Source organism: bacterium (assembly GCA_013360195.1).
Lineage (GTDB): Bacteria > Electryoneota > RPQS01 > RPQS01 > RPQS01 > JABWCQ01.
On record JABWCQ010000001.1, the window covers coordinates 239,839 to 263,408 of the forward strand.

General features: G+C 56.3%; 1 protein-coding gene. It reads left to right on the forward strand.

What is annotated here, in order from left to right; genetic code table 11:
• Nucleotides 1–290: 290 nt before the first annotated feature.
• A complete protein-coding gene (locus HUU59_01090) occupies nucleotides 291–23,519 on the forward strand; it encodes a proprotein convertase P-domain-containing protein (protein ID NUO18032.1) in 23,229 nt (7,742 codons plus the stop codon).
• The last annotated feature ends 51 nt before the right edge of the window (nucleotides 23,520–23,570 follow it).

Sequence of the window (23,570 nt, forward strand, 5' to 3'; positions counted from 1 at the left end):
CTTGTATTCCAGCATACCATTAAAAATCTGAACTTCCCCGATCGGACTCAAAAAGGAGCCGTGAAACGGAAGCTTGTGTTTTTTTCCTCAAGCTGGGTTGATTAAATACGGATGCGTTCATGCCAGATTCAAGTAACCCTACAGAATTGAACAGTCAGTACATGACAACGCAAGTTATCCACAGTGCCCACAGGGTGAACAGCCCGTCGAGTGGGCATTCGGCATGCGTATCCGACGCTGCCTTTCCATCTCGGACTATGATGATTTCCCATATTCAGGAGAACCACAGAATGAGGTCCAAGACTCTTTTTGTGTGGCTGTTGACATCGATCAGCCTTCTGGCGGCACTGGTGCTCCCGCAGCAAGCCAATGCCCAGATTAACGTTGATCCGCTTGTCAATGCCGTATGTGTTGAAGACCCCGCAACGACGCCGAATAACATCATCGACGAACTCGGTGACGTTCTTACGCTCACTGCGCGGGCGGCTTATTTTAGCCCCTATTGCGATTCGGTAGACGTCGGTCTTGACCCGAATCCGGATCTCGGTGTGCTGATACCGGCACTTTACCCGACGATCATCATCAACTGCCCGTCCGGTTTGACAAACTCGCTCTACGAGATGTCATACACACTGACGGACAATACGGGTTTGGACGGCGCTCCGGGCACTGATCCCGACAGCTGCTTGATCGTGGCAACGCTGACCTTCCATCCGGAAGGTGTGGCTGTGGCCGCGGGTACGCCGCTGCAATTCGGTATCACGTGGTTCGGTTTTGCGAACACGCCGCCGCCGGGTGGCCAGGCGACGCACTGCGCGGACGCCGGTTACACGATTGCGGCACCGTGCTCCATCAACTCGGGCTGCGCTTTCATCCAGTACGCCGAATACGGCGGTTTTGCGTTTGACGGCATCGCCGCCATTCGTGACTCGATCTGGCTGGACAGCGCGCTGGCTGTCACCATGGACTCTCTGGCCGGCGGTGACACGCTGGTGTGGGATGCTTCCGGCGTGACTTGCAACGGCGCGGTTGACTGGCGCGGAACGCAAGATACCGTTGAAATCGTTCCCTGCTCGATGGAAAACGAATTCGACGGCTGTGCCGCCGATACGATTTTCCTGATTCGCTTCGAATGGGATGCGGCAGGCGGTGATGTCTTCCCTGATGACGCTACACCGGTTGATACGTTCTACTGTATTCGCCAGATTGATAACCTGCCGCCGGTCATCGACATTTACTGTGTCGACTCCTGTCAGGTCATCAACGGCAACTACATGGACAACGACACCCTGGTGGGTTGCGGTGACAGATTGCGCGTCTTTATGAGTACCACGCAGGCAGCCCAAGGTAAGTTCCCGGCCAACTGCGACGGTGATTCGGTTTCCATGACGTACAGCTATGAACCGAATCGCGTGGATTGCGATCAAACGTCGCCGAATTTCGACGTTCTGTATCTCGCCGTTGATTTGAGCGAATTGGTTCCTGACGGCTTCCTGTTCCCGATGAACGAGGACAGTATTAACCTGTTGTCCAAGGACAGCGTCTGGGTATCGGACAATTTCGGTACCGGCCCTGATCCTGCGGGTGCCAACGACATCATCTGGGTTGACATTCCCATCTGCGTGCCGGATCCAACCTGCGCCCTGTGGGATTCCATCCAGCTGTGCCTGTTTGATGCCTTTGCCGCCGGTGACTCGATTCGCGTTTGCTCGATCGACGACGCCGGTAACACGTCAAATGAAATCGCCGCCGGCTATGAAGCTCCGGATCCGGATCCAGTCGTCGCGATCGAAGGTTGGGACGTTTGTCTTGACAACCAGCCGCCGGACCTGCCGGGCCAGGAAATCTACTGGTCGGCTGACGGCGTGGACAACTATTGCAACCAGCGTTTCTCGCCTTATGACAGCGCATTGGCGACCTACTACACGAACCTGTCGCCGGATTCCATCCGCTGGTACCTCGACGGTGTTGAGGTCGACTCGATTTATGATACGACGAGCACCTTTGACATTTTGACCCGCGTTTACTTGATCGGTTTCGACGTGCGGACAATTCCGGATGACGATCCGGACACCCCGAGTGGCAACATTATTACAGCGCTCGATTACTATCACCCGATGGCCGAGCCTGACTCGTCCGTTTGGGAGTGGCGCAACTATCTCGGAACGACCGGTGCCTGCTTTGTGTGGTATGGCAAGGATGGTCCTGACAGCTTGGATGCGGACCTTGATATTCTTGCCGACTACTGCCCGTGGGGTATGCTGGTTGGTATTACCGAAGCCCGCTACATGGACGCCGGTGGCTGTAACGCCATTCTGGGTTCCGACCATGACGGTATTACAGACATTCTCGACGGCTACACGCAGTTGAACGCGCTGTATGCTGTGGTTGACTCGTGCTTCCCGACCACGACGATTGCTTTGGATATTGACACCACGAACGGTCCTGCACTGCCCATCGGTCCGGATTACGGTTCCGTGATTGATCCGTATCTCTGGGTTGACGGCGATGATAATCCGTGGCTGCAGTTCAAGGCTCGCCGCTGGTACACGCAAGGTCTGTTGGATACCTGTCTGGCTGAAGACCTGTGCTACACGATTCGTCTTGACTCCATTTACACTCAGGGTCCGTGGCCGTTCGGCGCAGACTCTGTCATCTATTATGATCATACGGACGGCATCACGGGCGACTTCACCCGCCAGTGCCAGCCGTTGCAGTTCTTCTTCAACGACATCAATACAGACACTATCTCGTTTGAATGGGGTATGCAAGGTCCGGGCGGTTCTCCGCTGCCTGACGGTTTGTATTGCTTGACGCTGGAACTGCAGGATAATGCAGGTAATGTCTATCGCGGCGATCAGGTCTGTATGTGGATTAACGGTCTTGGACCGGAAATCGACTCGGTGGCCATCGTCAATGACAACCTCGACTGCAATCTGAACTTCTTTGCCGGTGAATCACTCTGCGTCTGGATTCAGACCGATACGAGCGCACAAAGCGTTCTGTTCGACTTCTCCTGCATCCTTAATATAGAGGCGGTTGCCCCGGATCAGGATTCCATCTGGGTTGATACCCCCTACAGCACGGATGGCGCAACGTTCAAGCGTTGGTACGCCTGTCTGCTGGTTGACCTCGCAATGATTGATACTGCGGACATCTCGAACAATGACTATCGCATTGGCGAGTATGATCCGGACTGCATCGATCCGAGCGACTATGGTATCATTAATGTTCAAGCGTTCGATGCGGATAGCAATTATTCGCAGGCCGATACGCTTGACGGAACGTGCATCATCGCGCTGCTTGGCGAGAGCCGCTGCCCGCGCATCGTCGGACCGATTGAGTTCTGGTTCTTTGATCCGGACTCAGTGTTCCCACTCGGTGTGGTGGACAGCATCAACAGCCTGTTTGCCGGCTTCGATGAATTCGGCCCGATGCCGATGTGGAATGCGATGTCGCCGGGTTCAGTGGACTCGAGCGGCGCCTATGACGCTATTACGAATCCCGCGCACGATCAGCGACACGACTCAATCTTTGTCCGCATTCTGATTGACACGCTGTCAATCACGCAGATGGACAACTATGGCGTGCCGTTCGACGATGACGTGGCGCACGATACGCTCGTGCTGGAATTCCGTAACCCGAACACGGTTGAGAACCGCAGCCGCATTATTCGCAAGCCGCTGTTCATTCCGCCATGTACAAACCTTGATGGAACCCCGGGCTGCGAAGATCCTGACAACAACACTATATATGATGGCCGTCTCGAACTTGACGAGCACATCAACGCGTTGGCTGAGTTCCGCTATCAGTGGAATGGAACGTGGTTCCAGAATGCCGGTACCGACAGCCAGATGCTTGTGCCCATCACCGGTCAGGATACCATCATCGTGTCCGCCTGGACAATCGACGGCGATTCGTCCATCCAAATCATCGGACCGGACACGATCTTCCTGATTTGTGACACGACGGTTGCCTACCTCGATGTCGATAACGACAATCCGGAATTCCTCGAGTGGACGGGCATTGCCCCCGGAGCGCGTGATCCTGCGACCCACAGTACCGCGACCGTGAACAATGACGGATGGGATGGTGACTGCGGCTTCCGTTATGCTGAAGGTGATACCTTCCAGTTGACGGTTCGCGCAAGTGAGCAGGTTCACTTTGATCCGGCGGCTTATCCGAACGAAGACGGTTCCTCCTATGGCCCGAACGGTACTGGCGACTGGATTGAGACTGGAAACTGGCAGATTTCGCTGGTGGATAGCACGGCCGGTCTCTTGATTCCGAACGGCCTTGGTTATGTCACGGTCGAGTTGATTTCGGTCACGCCGGAAAGCCTCGATTGGGACGAGTGGGAATATACGTTGGTTGGCCGTATCTACAATATGCCGGCTGATACCTTCATATATAATGCATGCTTCGTAATTCGCGGTGCGTGGGACCAGGGTGCCAACCCGGGTCGCTACAACGAGCCCGCCTTCAGCGATGCTTATGAAGAAGACAGCTTCGAAGATACGACTTTCTGTCTGCACTTGATTCCGTGCGACCCGTGGGCCGATGGCTGCCCGGACGTCTTTGGTCCGGATAGTCTGCTGGGCTGGATTGCACCGGAAGATACCAATATCACCGTTTGCGCGACGATTATCGAAACCTGCGAGATCACGGACTGCGTTCCGGGTGTTCATGCAGACTCGATCCGCGTCGTCGAAGGTGACTTCCAGCGCATTACGGACGACCCGAATCCGTGGGTGGTTCCGGACAGTGTTGGTGACTGGTTCCTCTATGACAATGGCTTAGGTGATACTCTGGGTTGGGCTCGTAACTACTACTGGTGGCTGCGTGCAGACTCGTCAGACCTCGCGACCATCTGGTGTGACGGAGACTACCTTGACTTCGAAATCCGCTTCGTGACGTGGGAAGGCCACGCCGATTCAATGACGTTCGACAGCTGTGTGCAGGTTGACGTCAATGAGCCGCGTTGGACGGATTGGTTCCTCCGCGACAGCACGGGTGTCGTGGTTGACCAGATGGACTTCGACGGTGATTGCTACGATCCGGAAGACACATTCACTCTTATTGGTTGTGTGACCGATAACGGTATCGATTGTCCGGATGGAGTGGGTATCGGCATTGATACTTCGATGATCTGGGCCGACCTGTCGCAGCTTCTGCAAGATGCGGCTATGGACAGCGTGGAACCTGACAGTGTAGTCATCGTTGGTCAGGTTACAACGGTCTATCCGTACGCCGGCGCGCCTGTGCAGATCAATGACCTTGACACGGCCTACGTGTTTATCAATGATCCTGACGCCGGTCTTGTTGCGGATGTCAACGTAACCATCATCGACCTCGAACATACGTTTGACGGTGATCTGGAAATCGCACTTGTCTCGCCGAGCGGAACGGAAGTTGTCCTGAGTAACAACAATGGCGGTGCTGGTAATGACTTCGTCAACACAGTTTTCGATGATGAAGCAGTTACGCCGATTTCCGCTGGTGCAGCTCCGTTTACCGGCTCCTTCCGTCCAGACGTGCCTTTGTCGGCCTTTAACGGCGAAGACCCGAATGGTACGTGGACACTTGTTGTTCGCGACCAGCTCGGTCTTGACGAAGGTTGGGTAAACGATTGGTCCATTGAAATTACCTACTACACCGGCGCTCCGGAAGAAGTCAAGGTGTTGGCCTACTGGACCTTCCAGCCTGATTCCTTGTTCTTCTGCTTGAGCAGCCAGGAGCCGTGGTTCGTCTTCCATGCTGCGCATGATATGATTGGACACCACGACCGCGAGCTCTACTTGCAGGATACGCTCGAATTCTGCAGCGACTGCGTGCCGCCGGCGATCGTCGGTTCCTGGGCCAGCTGCGAATGCGATACGACCATTGAGGAAGTCGAAGACCTTTACAACGGTTTCGTGTTCCCGACGGAGCTGCCGTACTTGAGTCTTGGATCGCTTGTTTCATTCAACATCGGTGTCGTTGACGCTAACCACGATTCAAGTCTTGGTTTGGTTGAATGGCAGTGGGCTGATCTTTCGACCATTGACACCACGCAATCCTGGACTGAAAGCTTCTGGTCGTTCGATCCGAATACCGATGCTGTCGTTGACTCGGCGGTCTATTTCTGGGGCTACGAAGAATGTGTTCCAGATGATTTTGCGGTCGCTTCGCAACTGATCGAGCTGAATATTCCGTATCATAACGGTGACACCATCTTTGTCAACTTCGCCATTTCGGATTACGCCGGCAATGTTGACACCGTGCTGTGGCCGATTGCTATCTACGACTCGCTGCCGCCGATTGTTGACTTCATCTACACGATTGGTGATGACTCGATTCGCGGTTATGTTTCACCGGGTGACGACCACATTCATGTCTATGCCGACATCAACGGCTATGTGAATGACCTGGTCAGCGCTCCGGAACAAGTCTGGGCAGACTTCTCGCAGTTCCAGTGCGATTCCGCGATGAAGGCCGCCTATGACACGGTATACGCCAACTACATTGAACACCTTGGAGGAGACAACTACCGCGCATGGTGGGGATGGTATCCGGGTTCGTGGGTCGGCAATCCGTTCGATGTGAACTACCTGATTCCGGGCGACACGACCTCGCTGCCGTGGGATACCCTGTCGGCTTGCGAATCCTGCTCGACCTGGTTGACCGGTGCCGAAGGAACCTATGACTCGATCTGGGTCTATGTGACCGATCCGGCCTGCAACTTCGGTCAGCATTTCAACGTGTTTGAACTTTCGGGCTGCGACTCAACGACTCCGGGTCTGGACAGTGTCTGGGTTTGGGGTAACAACTGCGAAGTCGGCTGGATTTCCTCCACGCCGCTGGACAGTGGTCACATCGAAGTCTGGGCCTGGATGGATACCACCTTTGATGAGCTTGCAGACACCTTGATGATCGATTCGCTGCAAGTGAATCTGATTCAACTTGGTTCACCGCGCTGGGATCACACCAACTGGTCCACGCCGGACTTCTTCGGCGGCTGGCCGGTCTATGGTACGGATCCGACGCCTGATTCGACCAAGTGGGAAATTATTAATGTCGATGGCCGCGACCGACTCGTCGGCAAGTGGCTGTGGCTGACAGCTGACGGCCTTGGAAACTGTGAGCAGGTTGTCGTGCCTGTGAAGTCCATCCGTCAAACGGGTCTGGGCGGATCGCATGGATACTACATGGATGTCGAATACGGCTACGCCCGTGTTGACACCACGCGTCCGGTCATCTACGACATGCGCGTTCACAGCATCACGACGTCCATCGCGGAAACCACTTGGGTGACCCCGAACTATCCGCTCGTGATTGATTTCTGGGCCTATGACACTTCCTGTGATCCGGAAGAAACCGACCATGTCGGATTCGACTTGACCCATGACGAAGGCGGCCCCGGACCGTACATCTCGTTCCTCTGCGGCGGTATTCTGGATTCGCTCTGGACGTGGGACACCACCGCGTTCACGGTGACCTGGTACAGTGGCTGGGACACGATCGCTGACCCGGCTCCCGCCGATCCGGAAATTGCGGCGCACGCCGACAGTATCTGCATCCAGTTCGTCGGTCAGCCAATTTATGATGACTCCTGTAACGTGATCGACCTCGACGACCTCGAAGGCTGTGTCACCGCTTACATCGAAGACTGCTTGTCGAACCCGGCCGTGCCGGTGACCAAGACGGTTACCACGGACGATCGTCCTCCGCAATACGTGAACAGCATCCCGTGGGGTGACTACACCATTGCGACGGGATTCCCGGGTGACCCGGACATTGACGGTATTGACTCCGTCCTTGTTCTGCAGAATTCAAACTACAACCTCGACTGGGACAGCACGCTGTTCGTGTACGTGATCGTTGATAACGCGCCTGGCGACACCCTGTTGTCGTGGGAGAAGACCTACATCGACTTCACGGGCTTCATGAACGATCCGCTGCAGTACCCGGATTCGATCTACTACAACATCGACGGTAACCACCGCGACTCGATTCTGTGGGTCATCCCGCTGTATGACGAGTTCGGCGGCGGCGCGCTGTTCAACACGAACATCGTCTCCAACCGCTACTGGTGGCACCTGTACCTGAGCGACTCGCTCTGCAACCGTGCGTCCTTCTACTGTGTGGACCTCGACAGCGCGATTTCGTTCACGATTCAGAACTGGACTTCGCCGGTTACCGGTATGCAGCTGCTGTGCGATTCGAACACGGTGGCTGGCTCGGACAGCGACTTCGTTGACCAGTTCAATATGGACCTGTGGAACAACGAGAAGGTGTCTCCGGACGATGCGATGGAGAACCTCTATAAGATCTGGCCGTATGACCAGGGCGGTTGGAGCTGGTATTCGCATGAAGATGTGAACCAGACTCGCTTCTTCGTCTTTGTCGAGGATACGGTGCTGCAGGCTGACGGCATTGACAATGACAACGACGGTCTGTTTGATGAAACGGGCGAAGGTGTGGACTTCTACACCGCCGACCTGCGCATCAATGCATTCCCGCAAGTTGGTCATGTTGATTCGATGAACGTTGACGGCGTCTGGATTAACTACCTCTGGTTTGCCGATAACTTCAGCGAAGGCCGTTACAACGTCGAATTGTACATCAGTGACATCTACGGCCACCGCGACACGCTGGCTTGCGGTGACTTCGCGCTGACGTTCTTTGAAGACGAGACCTGTCCGACTGGTTCCGCCTTCCGCGCCTTTGATGTCGAACCTGTTGACACACAGGAAATGGAATGGTGCTGGAACGGCGAGTTTGTCGGCACGATTTATCCGCCCAGCTTCACCGCGGATGACAGCCTGTTCCTCGGTGCAAACTTTGATTCATTGATCGTGTTCCTGAACGATCCGGCAATCTTCGATGACACGCAGCCCGGCTCAGGTGTTGACTACGACACAAGTACGGCTGTTGACAGCACCAATTGGAACAACGGCGCCGCCTCAAGCGTCCGCCTGTTGGATCCGAACGGCGTCGAAGTGGCCTTCGTGCAGCAGTATGATACGTCAGACGGCTATGCCTATGGCGAGCGTCCGCTGTACCTCGTGGATCCGACCGGAACAGCCCTCGAAGGTCATCCGGACGGTGTGTACACGATCGAAGTTGTGGCCCTTGACAACATGGGCAACAGCTGCACCTACAACTGGAACTTCACCCTTGACCGCACCTGTCCTGACATTCAGCAATTCTTCGTGGCGCATCCGGGACAGCACGATGCACAGGAAGACCTGTTCACGTCGTGGGACTATGTTGAGCTTCGTGCTATCATTGACGACTCGCTCGACGGTATCGAGCACGTTGCCTTTGACTACGCGTTCGACGCCAACCGTGACGGTGAAGTTGATGCTTACAGCTACTGGCAGACCCGCAACATCTGGGTAGAAGGCCTGGATGACGGAGACCAAACCTGGCCGTTCGCTGCCTACTGGAATATCCGTAACCTGACATGGAACAACGAAGACACGCTCGGCCTGCCGCCGGTCAATCCGGATAGCTGTCTGAACACGTGGTTTGTCCGCGTCCATGCGTGGGATAAGTTCGGTAACTACTGCGTTGACACGATCGAAGTCGAAATCACGGACGATATCGCACCGTTGGCTTACATTTCCAACGTTGACGGTGACACCACGCCGCAAGGCTACTTGGTGCCGTGCTTCGAACCGAACGTGGACACCGATTCACTGATTGAAATCCGTGCCTTCGACTTCCAGGGCGGCATCTATGATCCGCTGCCCGGCGACACGACCTTCGCGGTCTTCAGCTATGCGGACGAAGAAACCGATCAGCTGTTCTCTTCGGGCACCATGGAAGCCTATATCAACGTAACGGACGACTTCTCGATCCTTGACGTCAATATTATCGTCAATGACCTCCGTCATTCTTATGTAGGCTGTCTGGCGATCGAACTCGAAAGCCCGACTGGCACGATTGTCGAATTGACCAACTACAATTGGCAAGGCTACAACGACATGATCGGTCTGACCTTCGACGATGAAGCGTTCCGCCCGATTAATGACGGTAATGCCTATGCACCGTATAACGGCGCCTTCCGTCCGGAAGAGCTGCTGTCGGCCTTCGACGGCGAATCCACACTGGGCACCTGGACGCTTCGTATTACCGAAACGTGCGGTTATGAAGGTGAATTGAATTCGTGGTCGCTGGTCATTACTGAGCGTCCGATTGGCGGTCTGGCCACCTATCAGTGGTTCGACCTCGCCAAGGGTATGTTCCAGTATAAGTTCTTCGAAGCTCCGGGCACCTACGTGCCGGGCAACACCGATCCGGCCGCCGGCTGGGTGACCATGGTCACGCCGGGACAGGATTCGGTCAGCTACCGTCAACCGGGCACCGAAGACTTCGCGGTTCAGTGGAACATCGCCGGCTTGCCGAGCCATCAGTATAACCTGCGCTTCCTGTCCATGGACGTCTGCGACAACGTGGATGCCCTGAACACGCCGGTTATCACGGTGCGTATCGAGTGCGACACGACCGCGCCGATGGCCCTCATCTGCTTCCCGACTGAAGACCTGTGCGTGACCAACCTGCGTTGCGACACGACTCAGTGGGTGCCGGTGCAGTCAACGGCTCCGATCATGTCCGATGTTGATTCGATTGCTTACTTCTTTGTTGACTCGCTGTCCGTTCCGGGTCTTGGTATCCACACCTTCATTGGTGGCGCCAGCTCCGCTGACAGCATTGTGAATGGCTGGGCCTACTACCACTCAACGGCTTGGAACACCGACAACCTGTTGTCCGGTTACTACTGGCTGTATGCAGTCGCGTATGACGATGCCGGCCTGTTTGATACCGATCCGATCTGGACCCGCGTGTTCGTGGACAACACGGCCCCACAGGTCACCGAATGCTGGATTGGCAATTGGAGTGGTGATTACTTCGCGCCGATTTACACAATCGGTGAAGGACAGTCATTTGCACTGCGTGCCAATGCTTCAGACAATATTGGTCTGGCGCAGGATTGCGGAATCTCCGGTGTTCAATTCCAGTTCCTCGATCGCTACGGCAACTGGCGTAACCTCGAAGAAGCCACGGATTGGAACGAAGCTTGGGGCGCGGATGTCTACATTTATCCGTACTACACTCATGGCTTCGTGACAGACCAGGATGCCAACGGCTATTATGAACTTCAAGTCACTTTCTACGAGTTCGGCAATAGCCCGCTTGACAGCGTTCGCTTCCGCGCCATTGCGGTGGATAACGTGCATGCCGAAGGCTGGGGCGACAACAACTGGCAGGGCGATGCAAATCGTGACTGCCGTATTGACCGCGACCTTGCCTGCGGAGTTGACGTCTGCTGCAGCGCTATCGAAATCCGCGACGCGTTGCCCGAAGGTACCCACCTGTGGTGCTTCAACCACGCGTGGTTCCAGTGGGGTCTGCCGCAGTACTCTGCGCCGACCGAGCCGATCTTTGACGGTGACAAGTTCTCTACTTGCAACTATCAGAACCCGATTGACACCTTGCTGCTCGTCGCCAACGTCGCCGACTACGTCGAAGACGAATGGCTGATGTACTTCAAGTTCTGGCGTGCCGACGGCACCACTGACACGTTCGATGTTCCGAACGACTACACGCTGAACCCGGCCCTGCCGCGTAATGCCGATAGCGCCGTTGTTCTCGAAAGCACGTGGGACAGTGTATATGTCGTCTGGACCGGTGTCCGCGCCTTCCTTGATTCGGCCGACGCCGCCGATGGTCTGGTTTACTCGCGTTGGGACTTCGCCGCAATCGTCGAAGACCTCACGGGCAACCAGGAGGAAATGTCCTACGGCGAGAATGCCTGCTTCATCTACACCTTCTGCCCGCCGAACACGCCGATTACCGAAGTCAGCTACGTCACCAATGACGTGAATGAACCGGATAACCGTGTGCGCGTCGAAGAAGCTGTCGCATGGCAGGATACCGAAACCGACACGATCGAAGTTCTTTACAACCGCACGACCGACCCGGGTTCAAATGATCCGGAAGCGCTGGTCCTCTTCCGTGTTGACGAAAACACGATCCGTAACTGCCACGATGACGAAGTTGACGTGTTCAACCTCGAACTCTGGAGACTGGATGATGAAGGTGAACTGGAAAGCCTGTGCGACGAAAGTCCGCTGGTTGACTTCGACTACTTCAATGAGTTCCAGGCATGGGATCAGTATCCGCCGGACAACGGAACGGATTACGAACTCGGTCTGTACTTCGACAATAGCTATGCTCCGGGCGTGTACAACTTCGCAGTAATCGTGAACTACCTCGTCAGTGCGCCGTTCTCCAACGACACGCTGACCGAAGGTGACACCGATTGCGACGGTTATGTGGAAAGCAACGACTTCACGAAGATTGACATCGTCGTGAGAATCGTCAACGTCAACGAACCGCAGGTTGTCTTCTGTTACCCGAACTACGGCGATGTCTGCGGCGCACACAACACCGTGCCGCTGTCGGCCAACGACGTCAGCGACCCGAACTACTTCACCGGTGAAATCACGCAGGTGGCGTTCGAGCGCTGGGATGGTACCGCATGGGTGCCTGTCATTGACCCGGTAACCGGAGTCAACTATGATACGAACCCGGGCAACGCGACCGTTCGCTTCCAGCTCGATGAGAAGGAAGTGCCCGGTATGGCCGGCTGGTACTACGAGCGTCACAGCAACCCGGTCTATTCCTGGTATGCTGAACGTGACTTGTTCCCGGATGTGGCCGTGTACGTTTGGGATCTGGACGAATTCTTCCCGATGACCGATGACGGCAACGGCTTCTGGACTGCCGACATCTATCTGAACCATGGTGACGAAGATTGCTATGAATACTCGTTCGTCATCGATGCGAATGATAACAACCTCTGGGAAGGCCCGAATACTGACCGCTGGATCGATGATCCGCGCAATATCGATTGGGACAACCAGGACCCGGTCGCGTACGACCGCTGCGACACCGACGAATTTGACGAAGTCTTTGACGGCGGTGCAGCTTTCTCGACCCTCTGTCTGTGCGAATACGTGGTCAACTTCAACAGCCTCACGGTTGGCGATGGTCACCACGAGTTCCGTACGGTTGTCACCTGGTACGACGGCGTTGCCTATCATGTGATCGAGAACCCGGCACCGGGCGACTCCATCCACGTCTTCTTCGTGGATAACGATGAGCCGGTGGCCACGCACGACATCGAATTCGACAACTACTGGCTTAACGGCGGTCGTTGCGATGTGGCCGATGACGTGTACTTCGTCACCGATATTCAACCTGTCGACGGAAACTATAACCTCGTCGTGGAAGACATCTGCGCGGTTATCTACCAAGTCTCGCTGACCAGTAATCCGTTTGCGGATTCCAGCTGGGTCAACGTCGACACGATCTACTCTAACGATGATATGGGTTGGACTGAAGCGTGGCCGGGTATCTGGGGCGCGATCAACCCGATTACCGATAACATCGACAATGACGGCGACGGCCTTGTTGACGAAACCTATGACGTTCAGGCGGGCGACGGACGCGGTGAAGAGAACACGTTGTTCTGGAGCCGTTCCATTGTCACCGACCACTGCGGTAACACCTACTGCACGCCGGCCGAAAGCATCTGGGTTGATGTCAGCGAACCGCGCGCCTGCATTACCTTGGTCGGCGATGTTGAACCGGGCGTCAACGGCAACGATGTCGTTGTGGTTCCGGCCAGCCGCGACCTTGAAATCGTTGCGACCAACCAGGATTACGCCGGTTTCGACCAGTCAATCCTCGGTGTCTTCCAGTATCGTACGCTGAACCCGATCGGTCCGTGGACAAACATTCAGGCCGATACGCTGAGCAACGATACGGTGCGCCACATCGGCAATACGATCACCGCGACATGGGATCTCCTGAGCTACTTCCAGGAAACCGGAAATGATCCGGAAGGCTGGTACCAGCTCCGTGTGATCGCCATCGACACGGTGAACAATACCGACCTGTGCGACAACGATGTATGCTACATTACCGTTCGCCTGAACGATATCGAGCCCGCCGCCCGCATCGCAATCTACCAGATTATGAGCGACGGCGAAGAAGTTGCCTCGTCCTGCACCGTGGATTCGTCCTACTACATTCAGACTGCTGACGACCCGTACTGCATCACGGCCATCTTCGCTCCGACGAACATCGATACCGGTTTGGCTTCCATTACCTTCCAGTATGCGGAAGTCAACGGCGGTGTCCCGTCCAACTGGCGCAACATCGAAACCATCTGGGATCCGATTAACAACGGTCTGAACGGCGATACCACGCAGTGCGTGTACTTCCAGCCGCAGCCCGAAGACGTCGGCGACCAGGAAATCTTCTGGATCCGTGCAATCGTCGAAGACTACAACGGCAACGACACCTCGGACGCAGTGGTGCTCTATATTGACGCCCTGCCGCCGACCGGTGAGGGTGAAGCCGAGACGACGGCCGAAGTGGCCACCGCCTGCGGTGACCGCTGCTGGCTGACGATTGACCCGGGTCAGGCGATTATCTGGATGGACTTCGATGCCGATATCCTGTCCGGTGAGTTCAATATCGATCAAGTGTGGCTGACTGCCGTCCGCGAAGACAGTCTCTATTCGTTCAACTTCGGCGAAATGACTCGCAGTGATGATGACGAATGGTACTTCGACTTCGAAGGCGACCTGTGCGATTACTGGGCTGAACACCGTTATGAATCCGGTGAAGGCGGCCAGTATCCGGTCCTTGACTATGGCTGCTACACCTTTACGGTGCACTTTACGGATTGCCAGGGTAACGAAGACAGCGTCGTCGTGACGACTGACTGCGGCAACGGCGCAACCGATCTGGTTTGCATCGATTGCTTCCCGGCTGTTCCGGAGCACACCGACATTCTTGGTCTGGATTATTCCGGCCTCGACTGCACGCTCGACAGCGGTTACGTTGAATTGACCGATCAAATCCTTGACGGAACGACGGAAATCGGCGGTGACCAGACTGTTACGGTGTGGGGCGTCATTCCGACCTACGAACAGTCCATCTGGTACATGGTTCTGTATGTCGAATCGCAGGAAGCCGGTGTGACCGAAACTGCGGTGGATACCTTCTGGTGGAACCCGACGTTCAATTCACACAACGATCCGTCCTGGAACATCGGTTGGTGGCTGGCTGATACGCTCGACGACGGCACGGCCAAGTACCCGAGTGGTTACTACCGTGTCTGGGCGCGCGCTCACGACGCTATCTGCCAGATCGAGCCGACTGAAATGCTTGACGAATTCTGGGTGCACGTTGATCACGGCGAACCTGTTGGTGACATCATCCAGGTGAACGGTGAGCCCGTCACTCCGGAAAATACGTGGATTGAAATCAATGCCGGTGAAGATAATCCCGCGACCCTCTGGGTTGAGTGGACTGATGGCTTGACGCCGGATGATTCCACGCAGACCAATAACGTCGTCACCGTCTGGTGCAAGAATATCTGGCACCCGAACCAGGCCGACGCATGGACGCAGTGTGGTTACATCCCCAGCCCGTGCAATCCGCATTACGTTGAACTTGACTTGACCAACATCACCTGCGGCGATTCGTTGCACGTCATCGCAATCGTTCAGGATCGTTGGGGCAACGGTGACCTTGACGTCGAACGCGTCATGGAAGCCTTTGACGACGGTCACGCCATCAATATCTACATCTTCGATACGACCCCGCCGTCCTCAATGGTCTGGTCGGTTGGTACGAGCGAAGAGCCGTGGTGTGAAGTTGAAGGTGACATCGAAGGTCTCTGGATTGTCGATCAGCAGACGAACACCGTCAGCGTCGGCGCCCTGGGTGACATCCATGACATCTGGCTGCATGCCTTTACGACAATCGGCGACGATTGGCCGACCATCAACGGCGACGTCGAACGCGTGTACTTCGAGTACAGCTTTGACGGCACCACCTGGTACGAAATCGGAGTCGACGAAGAAGATCAAGCACCCTGCGCATGGGACGGCGGCGAGCCTGCCCCGTGGTGGGACGGTGTCGATCACGAAATCTTCTGGTCTGTGATCTGGGATGTGTCCGGTCTTGCCGGCGACGTCTGGGTCCGCAGCTGGGCGCAAGATGAATGCGGCAACTCGGAAGAAATGGAAACCTACATCGTCTCCTTCGACGTGCAGGCTCCGATGGCCCAAGTCTTCGTCTGGGAAGATGGTGTCAACATCGACAACCTTGAAACCTGTAACGATTGGACCGAACCGCAGGTTGGTGACAGCGTCGAACGCTTCACATGGCTGACGGTCGGTGCCTGTGCTGACGAAACCGAAGGCGACGCGTACGGTGCGCACTGGTTCATCAAGCGCGCTGAAGACCACCCGCTCGAAATGTGGAGCTGGTGCTTCATCGGTGATGATTCAACCGGTCCGTTCTCCGTGAACGACGTTGACCTGTGGCACAATGACTGCCCGGCTCCGCAGCCTGGTCTGTGGTACGACATCGCTGTCCTCACCACCGATCAAGCCGGCAACGAGCTGACTTGGACCCAGTTCCTGAACTACGGTGAAGGTACGACGGTCGAAGAAAAGTGGTCGTGGTTGATGGCCAACGGCTATGTCAAGCGCATCTACATTTCCGATACGCAAGCTCCTGTGGCACACGACCTCGTGACCGCCCCGGATTGCACGCCTGATTCGTCTGTAATCTTCCTGCACGGTGACATTCAACTGTACGCCGAAGTGGATGATGAAGACGTCGTCGCAGTGACCTTCGCCTTCCTCGAAGTCGGTTCGAACGGCCCGTGGACGGTGATTGAGCGCGTCGAAGGCGAACCGGGTGACTTCGCACCGGTCGAAGGCCACTGGAATACCGAATTGCTGAACGGCACCTACTGGGTCGGCGCGTTCGCAGAAGACGACTTCGGCAACATGAATGGTAACCTGACTCTTGGTGAAGCAGGTGCCCCGAATGCGCTGCTGCAAGTCAATGTTGACAACGAAGCTCCTGTCGCGACCATCGTTTCTGTCTGGCGCACGGATGACCCGGCTCAGACTCCGGTGACGCAGCTCGAGCGCGGCGCAGAAGTCACCTTCCACATTGAAGCACAAGACAACTTCACGGTGCGCAAGGTCCGCTTCTACTACCGCCACACCAACGGCGAACCGTCCGCTTGGACGCAGGTCGGTGGTGACCGCACGTGGCCGTTCAGCTTCAACTGGACTGTCCCGACGGATCTGGTGGTCGGCTGGACCTACGACTTCGCGGCTGTCGCTGTTGACTACTGTGAACAGACCGATCAGTATGACGATCAGGGCAACTACATCATCGACTGGACCGCTCCGGTGGTTGATGAAGAAGCCAACATCTCGATCGTTTCGCTGAACGACTACTTCTTCGATGTTGAAGGTACGCCGCACATTCACGGCACCGACATCTGCATCTACGCCAACTCTGAACCGACTCTGGATCACGTCCGCTTCATCTTCGTGACCGCCGCAGGCGACACGCATGAAATCCGCACTGTCCAGGGTAACATCGGTGACACAGAGTGGTCGAACTGTCAGGGTTCGGGTTCGTACTGGGATGTCACTGTCCTGCCGGAAGGCCCGGGCCAGATCTGCGCAATCGGATCTGCCGACCTCGGCGGTGAATTGGTCACCCTCGCTACGGATTGCCGCAACATCGTGATTGACCACAGCCTGCCGTGGACACTGACGGATGAAATGCCGTCTTCCCACGGTCTGCTGGGCGGCTATTGCGCACTGACGGGTCCGATCACGATTGACGGTCAGCCGGATGACATCTGGGTGCACTTCAACGACGAACTCACCGATGCCGGTCTTGACACCGTGTGGTTCGAGTGGAAGTGGGCAGCTGACCCGAACGATGATAACTACTGGAATGCCATCGGTTATGCATATCAGGATAACGGCCTGACCGGTAACTGGGTCTACTCGTGGGATGTGTACAACTACTTCGAGCAGTGCGGTACCATCAGCCTCCGTGCAGTCCTGAGTGACAATTCCGTGCCTGAGTCTAACTTGGCGTACGTCCTGTTCGCTGATACGGTCCGCGTGGATAACTGCCCGCCGACGGTTCTGTTCACCAACGTGAACGGCGACCTGACACCGGACAACACCGTTATCCCGTGGGGTGAAATCATCAACATGGTCGCTACGGCTGAAGATGTCTTCGGTAACGGCGGCAATAGCGATGTGGACAGCGTCTGCTTCTACGGTGGTAACACCCCGGACGAAGTTGACCTGATCTCCTGTGATACACAAGGTCCGCTGTGGTCGGCGCAACTCGCTACGACCGACATCGGTCCGGATAACAACTACTACCTGCGTGTCGTGGCCTGGGACGAGGCCGGCAACTGCAGCGAACATGCGATCACGATTTACGTCGAGGATTCGCAATACCAGCGTGCCTGCATCGTCGGCTATGACGATGACAACGAGTTCGCCTGCAACGACTACCTGTATGCGGTGACCGACGACTGCGACACCAACTGGACTGCCCAGGTGCAGTTCCAGGTGTCCACCAACCAGGGTCAATCGTGGATTCCGCTGGCCGACGCCGTCAACACGCGCGAAGACCAGTGCAACGACTGGCTTGGATGGCACCTCTGGCAGGTTACGCTTGAATTCGATCTCTACCCGGCCAACGCATGGTTCCGTGCCGTTGCCTGGGATGAAAACGGCAACGTCGATCCGAACCCGGCAATCTGGCGCCGTGCAGACGTCACCACCACTGACCAAGTCCAAATCTGGGCTCCGGACTGGGTGCGTGTACCGAGCAACGGTGAACAGCAGCCGTGGGTATTGACGACCTTGGAAGACTACACCGAAAACTGCTTGATCGAAGCCGGTGTGGTCTGCATCGAGCCGGAAGCCGGTTCCACCTTCTATGCTGGCGAACTGCCGTCCAATACCAGACCGTGCGAACTGGAAGACGAAGATGGACGCATCACTGTCTTCACCTCCAACAAGGTGCAGCAGGGTGACAACACCTTCATCCAGATCGTTACCTATGCAATGGACATCCACGAAGCCAACTATCAGGGCGGTTCCAACGGTACGCTGGTCAGTGAAGACGGCGTGCTCGAAGTCACCATTCCTGCTTGGGGCACCGGATGGCGCGGATCCCTGTGGTTCCAGCCCTACCTGATGTCACAGTCGCATAGCATGGTTCCGGCCTACCAGTACTACTACACGTTGATCTCGAACGTCGAGGAAATCCAGTCCGATGACCTCGATGAACTTGACATCGTTCAGCCTGCATCGTCCTTCCGTATGCGCTTCGACAACAGCTTGCTTCCGGAAAACGCGGAAGAATGGCAAGTGGTCGTCGCATACTGGAACTGGGATGCCTCGGATGAGTCCGGAATGTACAACGGTATGTGGCAGGAGTGGGGTATCACCTACAACGACCGCGACCTTGAAAACGGTATCGTTGACTTCCAGTGGACTCCGGATTGGGATATCTCAGACCTGACGTCCATCTGTCCGGATCGCGTTCGCTTCGGTGTGTTCCTCACGAGCATCCGTCCGATCGACGAATTCGTCCGCATGAACAATGGTGGCGATTGCGATGTGTTCTATGAAGACCTGACGTACTACAACGGCATGCCGGTCGTCGATTGCAACCCGCTGTGGTGGGTGGTCCTCGGCGAAGGCGAGTATCCGCCGACTCCGGACCGTGTGGACGTCTGGCTTGACGGTATCCGCATCGTCAATGACGGTGAAGTTGCCGAAATGGATGACATCGAAGGCTACGAAGACTGCTACTATGACGAACTGTTCACGACCCACTATGACGAAGTAAGCGGTATGTATTCGGTTCAGCTGAATCCGCAATACTACAGCTGCCCGCCGTGGTTCGGTTGCTTGCCGCAGGGCGTCCATACCATCCAGTTCTTCGTGGATGACCGTCCGACTAATGTGACGCCGTTCTACGTTGACAACACCCCGCCGACCGCGCATGCCGAGCCGACCTATATCGGTGACGTCAGCGTGACCCTGTGGGCTGACCTGATCGACCGCGAATCCGGCATTGACACCATCAGTGTGTACCTCGACCTCGCCAACTGCGGCGTCGAAAACAGCGACTACGTGCACGAAATCACGGCGGAAGCCATGACCTTCGAGCCCATCTACGAAGACCAAGTCCTCATCGGTTACCGCGCCTCTGTCACCGTACAGTGGGACGGCCTGATCGAGAACATCTTCTACGATTGGTACGATGATGAGTACCCGTACTACAGCGGCGCGCTGGAATGTCCGCTGACGCTGTGCGCACACTGGCACGTGTACAACAACGTCTGTAACTACAACGAAGAAACCGAAGATTATCGCTACACGGTGGATATCCTTCCGCCGGTCATCACCCCGGTCTCGCCGATCGGTGCTGCAATCGATGACGACGGTGACGGCGTTGCGAACGAAGACGGAGTTGATTGCGAAAATAACGACGGCGACTTCTTCTGGACCCATGATTGGGGCTGGGAGCCGCGCTATGACGAAGATCCGATCAACTTCGCGATTGACACGTTCAATTGCGGAGAGCGCATCGCGATCCAGGGTTCTATCAGTGATTGGGCGCGCTGCTGCTACGGAGCCGCGGGCGTCAATCTGGACGGTGTGCAGTGGGTCATTGACGGCACGATGTACACCATCGGAGATACCGCTAATGCTGGCTTGAACTTCTTCGTCAACCAGCCCGGCCAGAACGACTTCGTGTTCAACTTCGGTGGTGACGCCTCCGGCGAAGCTGCTGATGTCTTCTACACGCCTGGCATCCACACCATTACCATGTTCGTTCCGGATAACGCCGGAAACATCGGTACGACGGATGCGCAGATGTTGAGCTGGTCGTGGTATGTGGCTTGCCCGGGTCCGTCTGTTGAATTCAACGGCGGTGAGTGCGGCCCGTGGTTCAATCCTGAGTACAATCAGCAGAACCCGCAGGAATTCAGCTTCGTGGTTCGTACTGTTGCAACCGCCCCGATCGCCCCGAACGGTATCTCCTATACCGTGACCACGGTGCCGAGTGGCGAAATTGTCAGCGGCCCGACCACCATTGACCCGCAAGGTCAGGACGAAGTTGAAGTCGAATTCAGCCTCGATGGCTCGTTCCCGGATGGCCAGACCGGTCTGGCAGTCACCGTTGAAACCCGCAACATCTACTATGTCGCAGGTGGAAACGACGGCTACAACCTGTCCAGCTTCACCTACACGGCCGACGGCTGCGCGCCGACCGATCTGGCTCACTTCCCGGCTTCGGATGACAGTGTCCAGAACGAAGGTAACGTCGTGGTTGAAATCCATTACACTGATGACTGCGAAGACGGCCTCTTCCGTGCCGGCAGCGACGTCACCCTGACAAAGGGCATGGCGACCGTGAACAGCACCGGCAGCAAGTCCGGTAACGCAGCTAAGTCCGAGACGCGTGTTGACCGCGATGGTGATGGTATCCTTGACGACAACGGCTCCGGTATTATTACCGACCGTGTCTGGTTCGTCGTGGTGCCGCCGCGTGGCGAAGTCCTCCGCTTCGAAGATGAAGAAGACTTCATTGAACGCACAATCTCCAGCGCCAAGATTGTCCTGACTGATCCGCAAGCCGGACGTTGGACGGTCAACGCTTACGCCGAAGACTGTGTCGGCAACCTGATGACCAGTACGTGGACCTTCTGGGTTCGCAGCACCGGACCGGTTGCATCCTTCACTGATGCTGAAGAAGCTACCTGCCAGTACAACGGCTTCTGGAACCCGGATCGCCCGCTGTACTTCGCAGCTACGGTACAAGAAAATGACGGCGCCAACGTCAACAACAACGGTATCGCGGTTCGCTTCGTCGGTCTTTATGACGGCGACAACGGTATTGAAGAAGTTGACCTGACCGCCAATGTGACGCTGAATGTTACGCCGGCCTACAACAGCGGCAACACCGAACAGACGTTCGAAGTCACAGGCAACGCGACCTTCGGCGACTTCGGTGGCCACGGCACCCCGACCGATGTTCGCATCGTCCTGACCGCTACCGACCAGTACGGTACGACGACCGAAATCGTTCAAACCTGGGTGGTTGACGACGCCGCGCCTGTGGTTCAGGTCCTGAGCCCGCTGCCCAACAGTGTGGTCAACGGAGACCTCATGGTGACCATCAGCGCTCACTTCTACGATGACGAAGATGCCGGTGCCGCCGGTATGCCGGGTGACGATCAATCCATCATGATGGATAAGAACCTGACCCCGACGACCGGTCTGATTGGTGGCAGCATGAAGGGCGGAAAGAGCGACGCGACCATGAACGTCACGACCACAACCCGTATTGATATGGGTGAATGGCGCGATGCGTTGATGCGCGGCTTCTCGAGCCTCGACGGCAACAGCGGTGTGGATCCGAGCTGTATCGAGTTCCGCCTGTTGAACCATGTCAACGGTCAGTACACCGACCTGATGGAAGGCGCTGTTATCAATGGCGGCGTGATTACCTGGACGGGCAACCTCGAAGATGGTGACTACACCGTGGTCCTGACTGTCTGTGACTACGTGTGCAACACCACAAGCGAGATCTGGTCGTTCGCGGTGGTCAGCTTCGATGACTGCCTTGCCAACATCTACTTCTTGCCGCCGTTCCATGTGTCCGCAATGCCGCACTGCTTCGAAGCCTTGGTCGATTGCGACCAGGTTGACCGCAGCACGGTCACGATGACGCTGGAAGGTGCAATGCTGGTTGACGGTCAGCTGGTCTTCGCCCCGATCGTGGTCGATGCACCGGTGGCCTTCAATGGCGACACCGCCACCTACTGTGCCAACTTTGATCTGACCGGTCTGAATAGCATCCGTGCGACGCTGAACGGTAACTTCAATGGCGGCTCACCGATGGCGCCGATCTCGCAACTGTACACGGTCGACACTGGCGCGCCGATCTTCACGAACGTGCAGCCGCTGTCCGACGACGAGAATCCGCTCGCAGTTCTTGAACCGATCACCTTCCGTGTGGACTTCGCTGAAGTCGGTACGGTCGGCCTTGATCCCGCCAGCGTCCGCATCTGGCTGACAGCCGCGGACGGTACGACGGTTCCGGGTGAATCCAATGTCAGCATCGCTGGCAACGGCCTCACCGGCTACGCGACTCTCGCCTTCACGGGTCTTGAGTCAGGCGCCTACACCCTCCATGCGGAAGTCAGCGATCTCGCCGGCAACCGTGCAACGGGTGAATGGGGTCAGCGTGTCGGATACCCGGATATTCTGGTCGGTGGCGATACGTACAACTACCCGAATCCCTTCACGCCGGAAGATGGTTACACAACCTTCGTCCTGCCGATCGAAGAAGGCTCCGGCAATGGTGCGTACGTTTCCATCAAGATCTACGACTTCTCGGGTCGCTTCGTAGCTACGGTGTTCGAAGGCAGCCTCGCCGATAACAACCGGGCAATCACTTGGGCTGGTACCAACGACCAGGGCGAAGAAGTCGCCAACGGTGTGTACCTCGCCAATGTGACTGTCACCGGCACCGGTAAGACCGTCAACAACATCGTCAAGGTCGCGTACAAGAAGGCGAGCAACTAAACGACAACTTGCAGGGTGGGGAAGGAGCGCTTTCCCCACCCGCAAGATTCT

Excerpts from the sequence above, each read along its gene's own strand:
- HUU59_01090 (NUO18032.1), top strand. The coding sequence starts at position 291 with ATGAGGTCCAAGACTCTTTTTGTGTGGCTGTTGACATCGATCAGCCTT.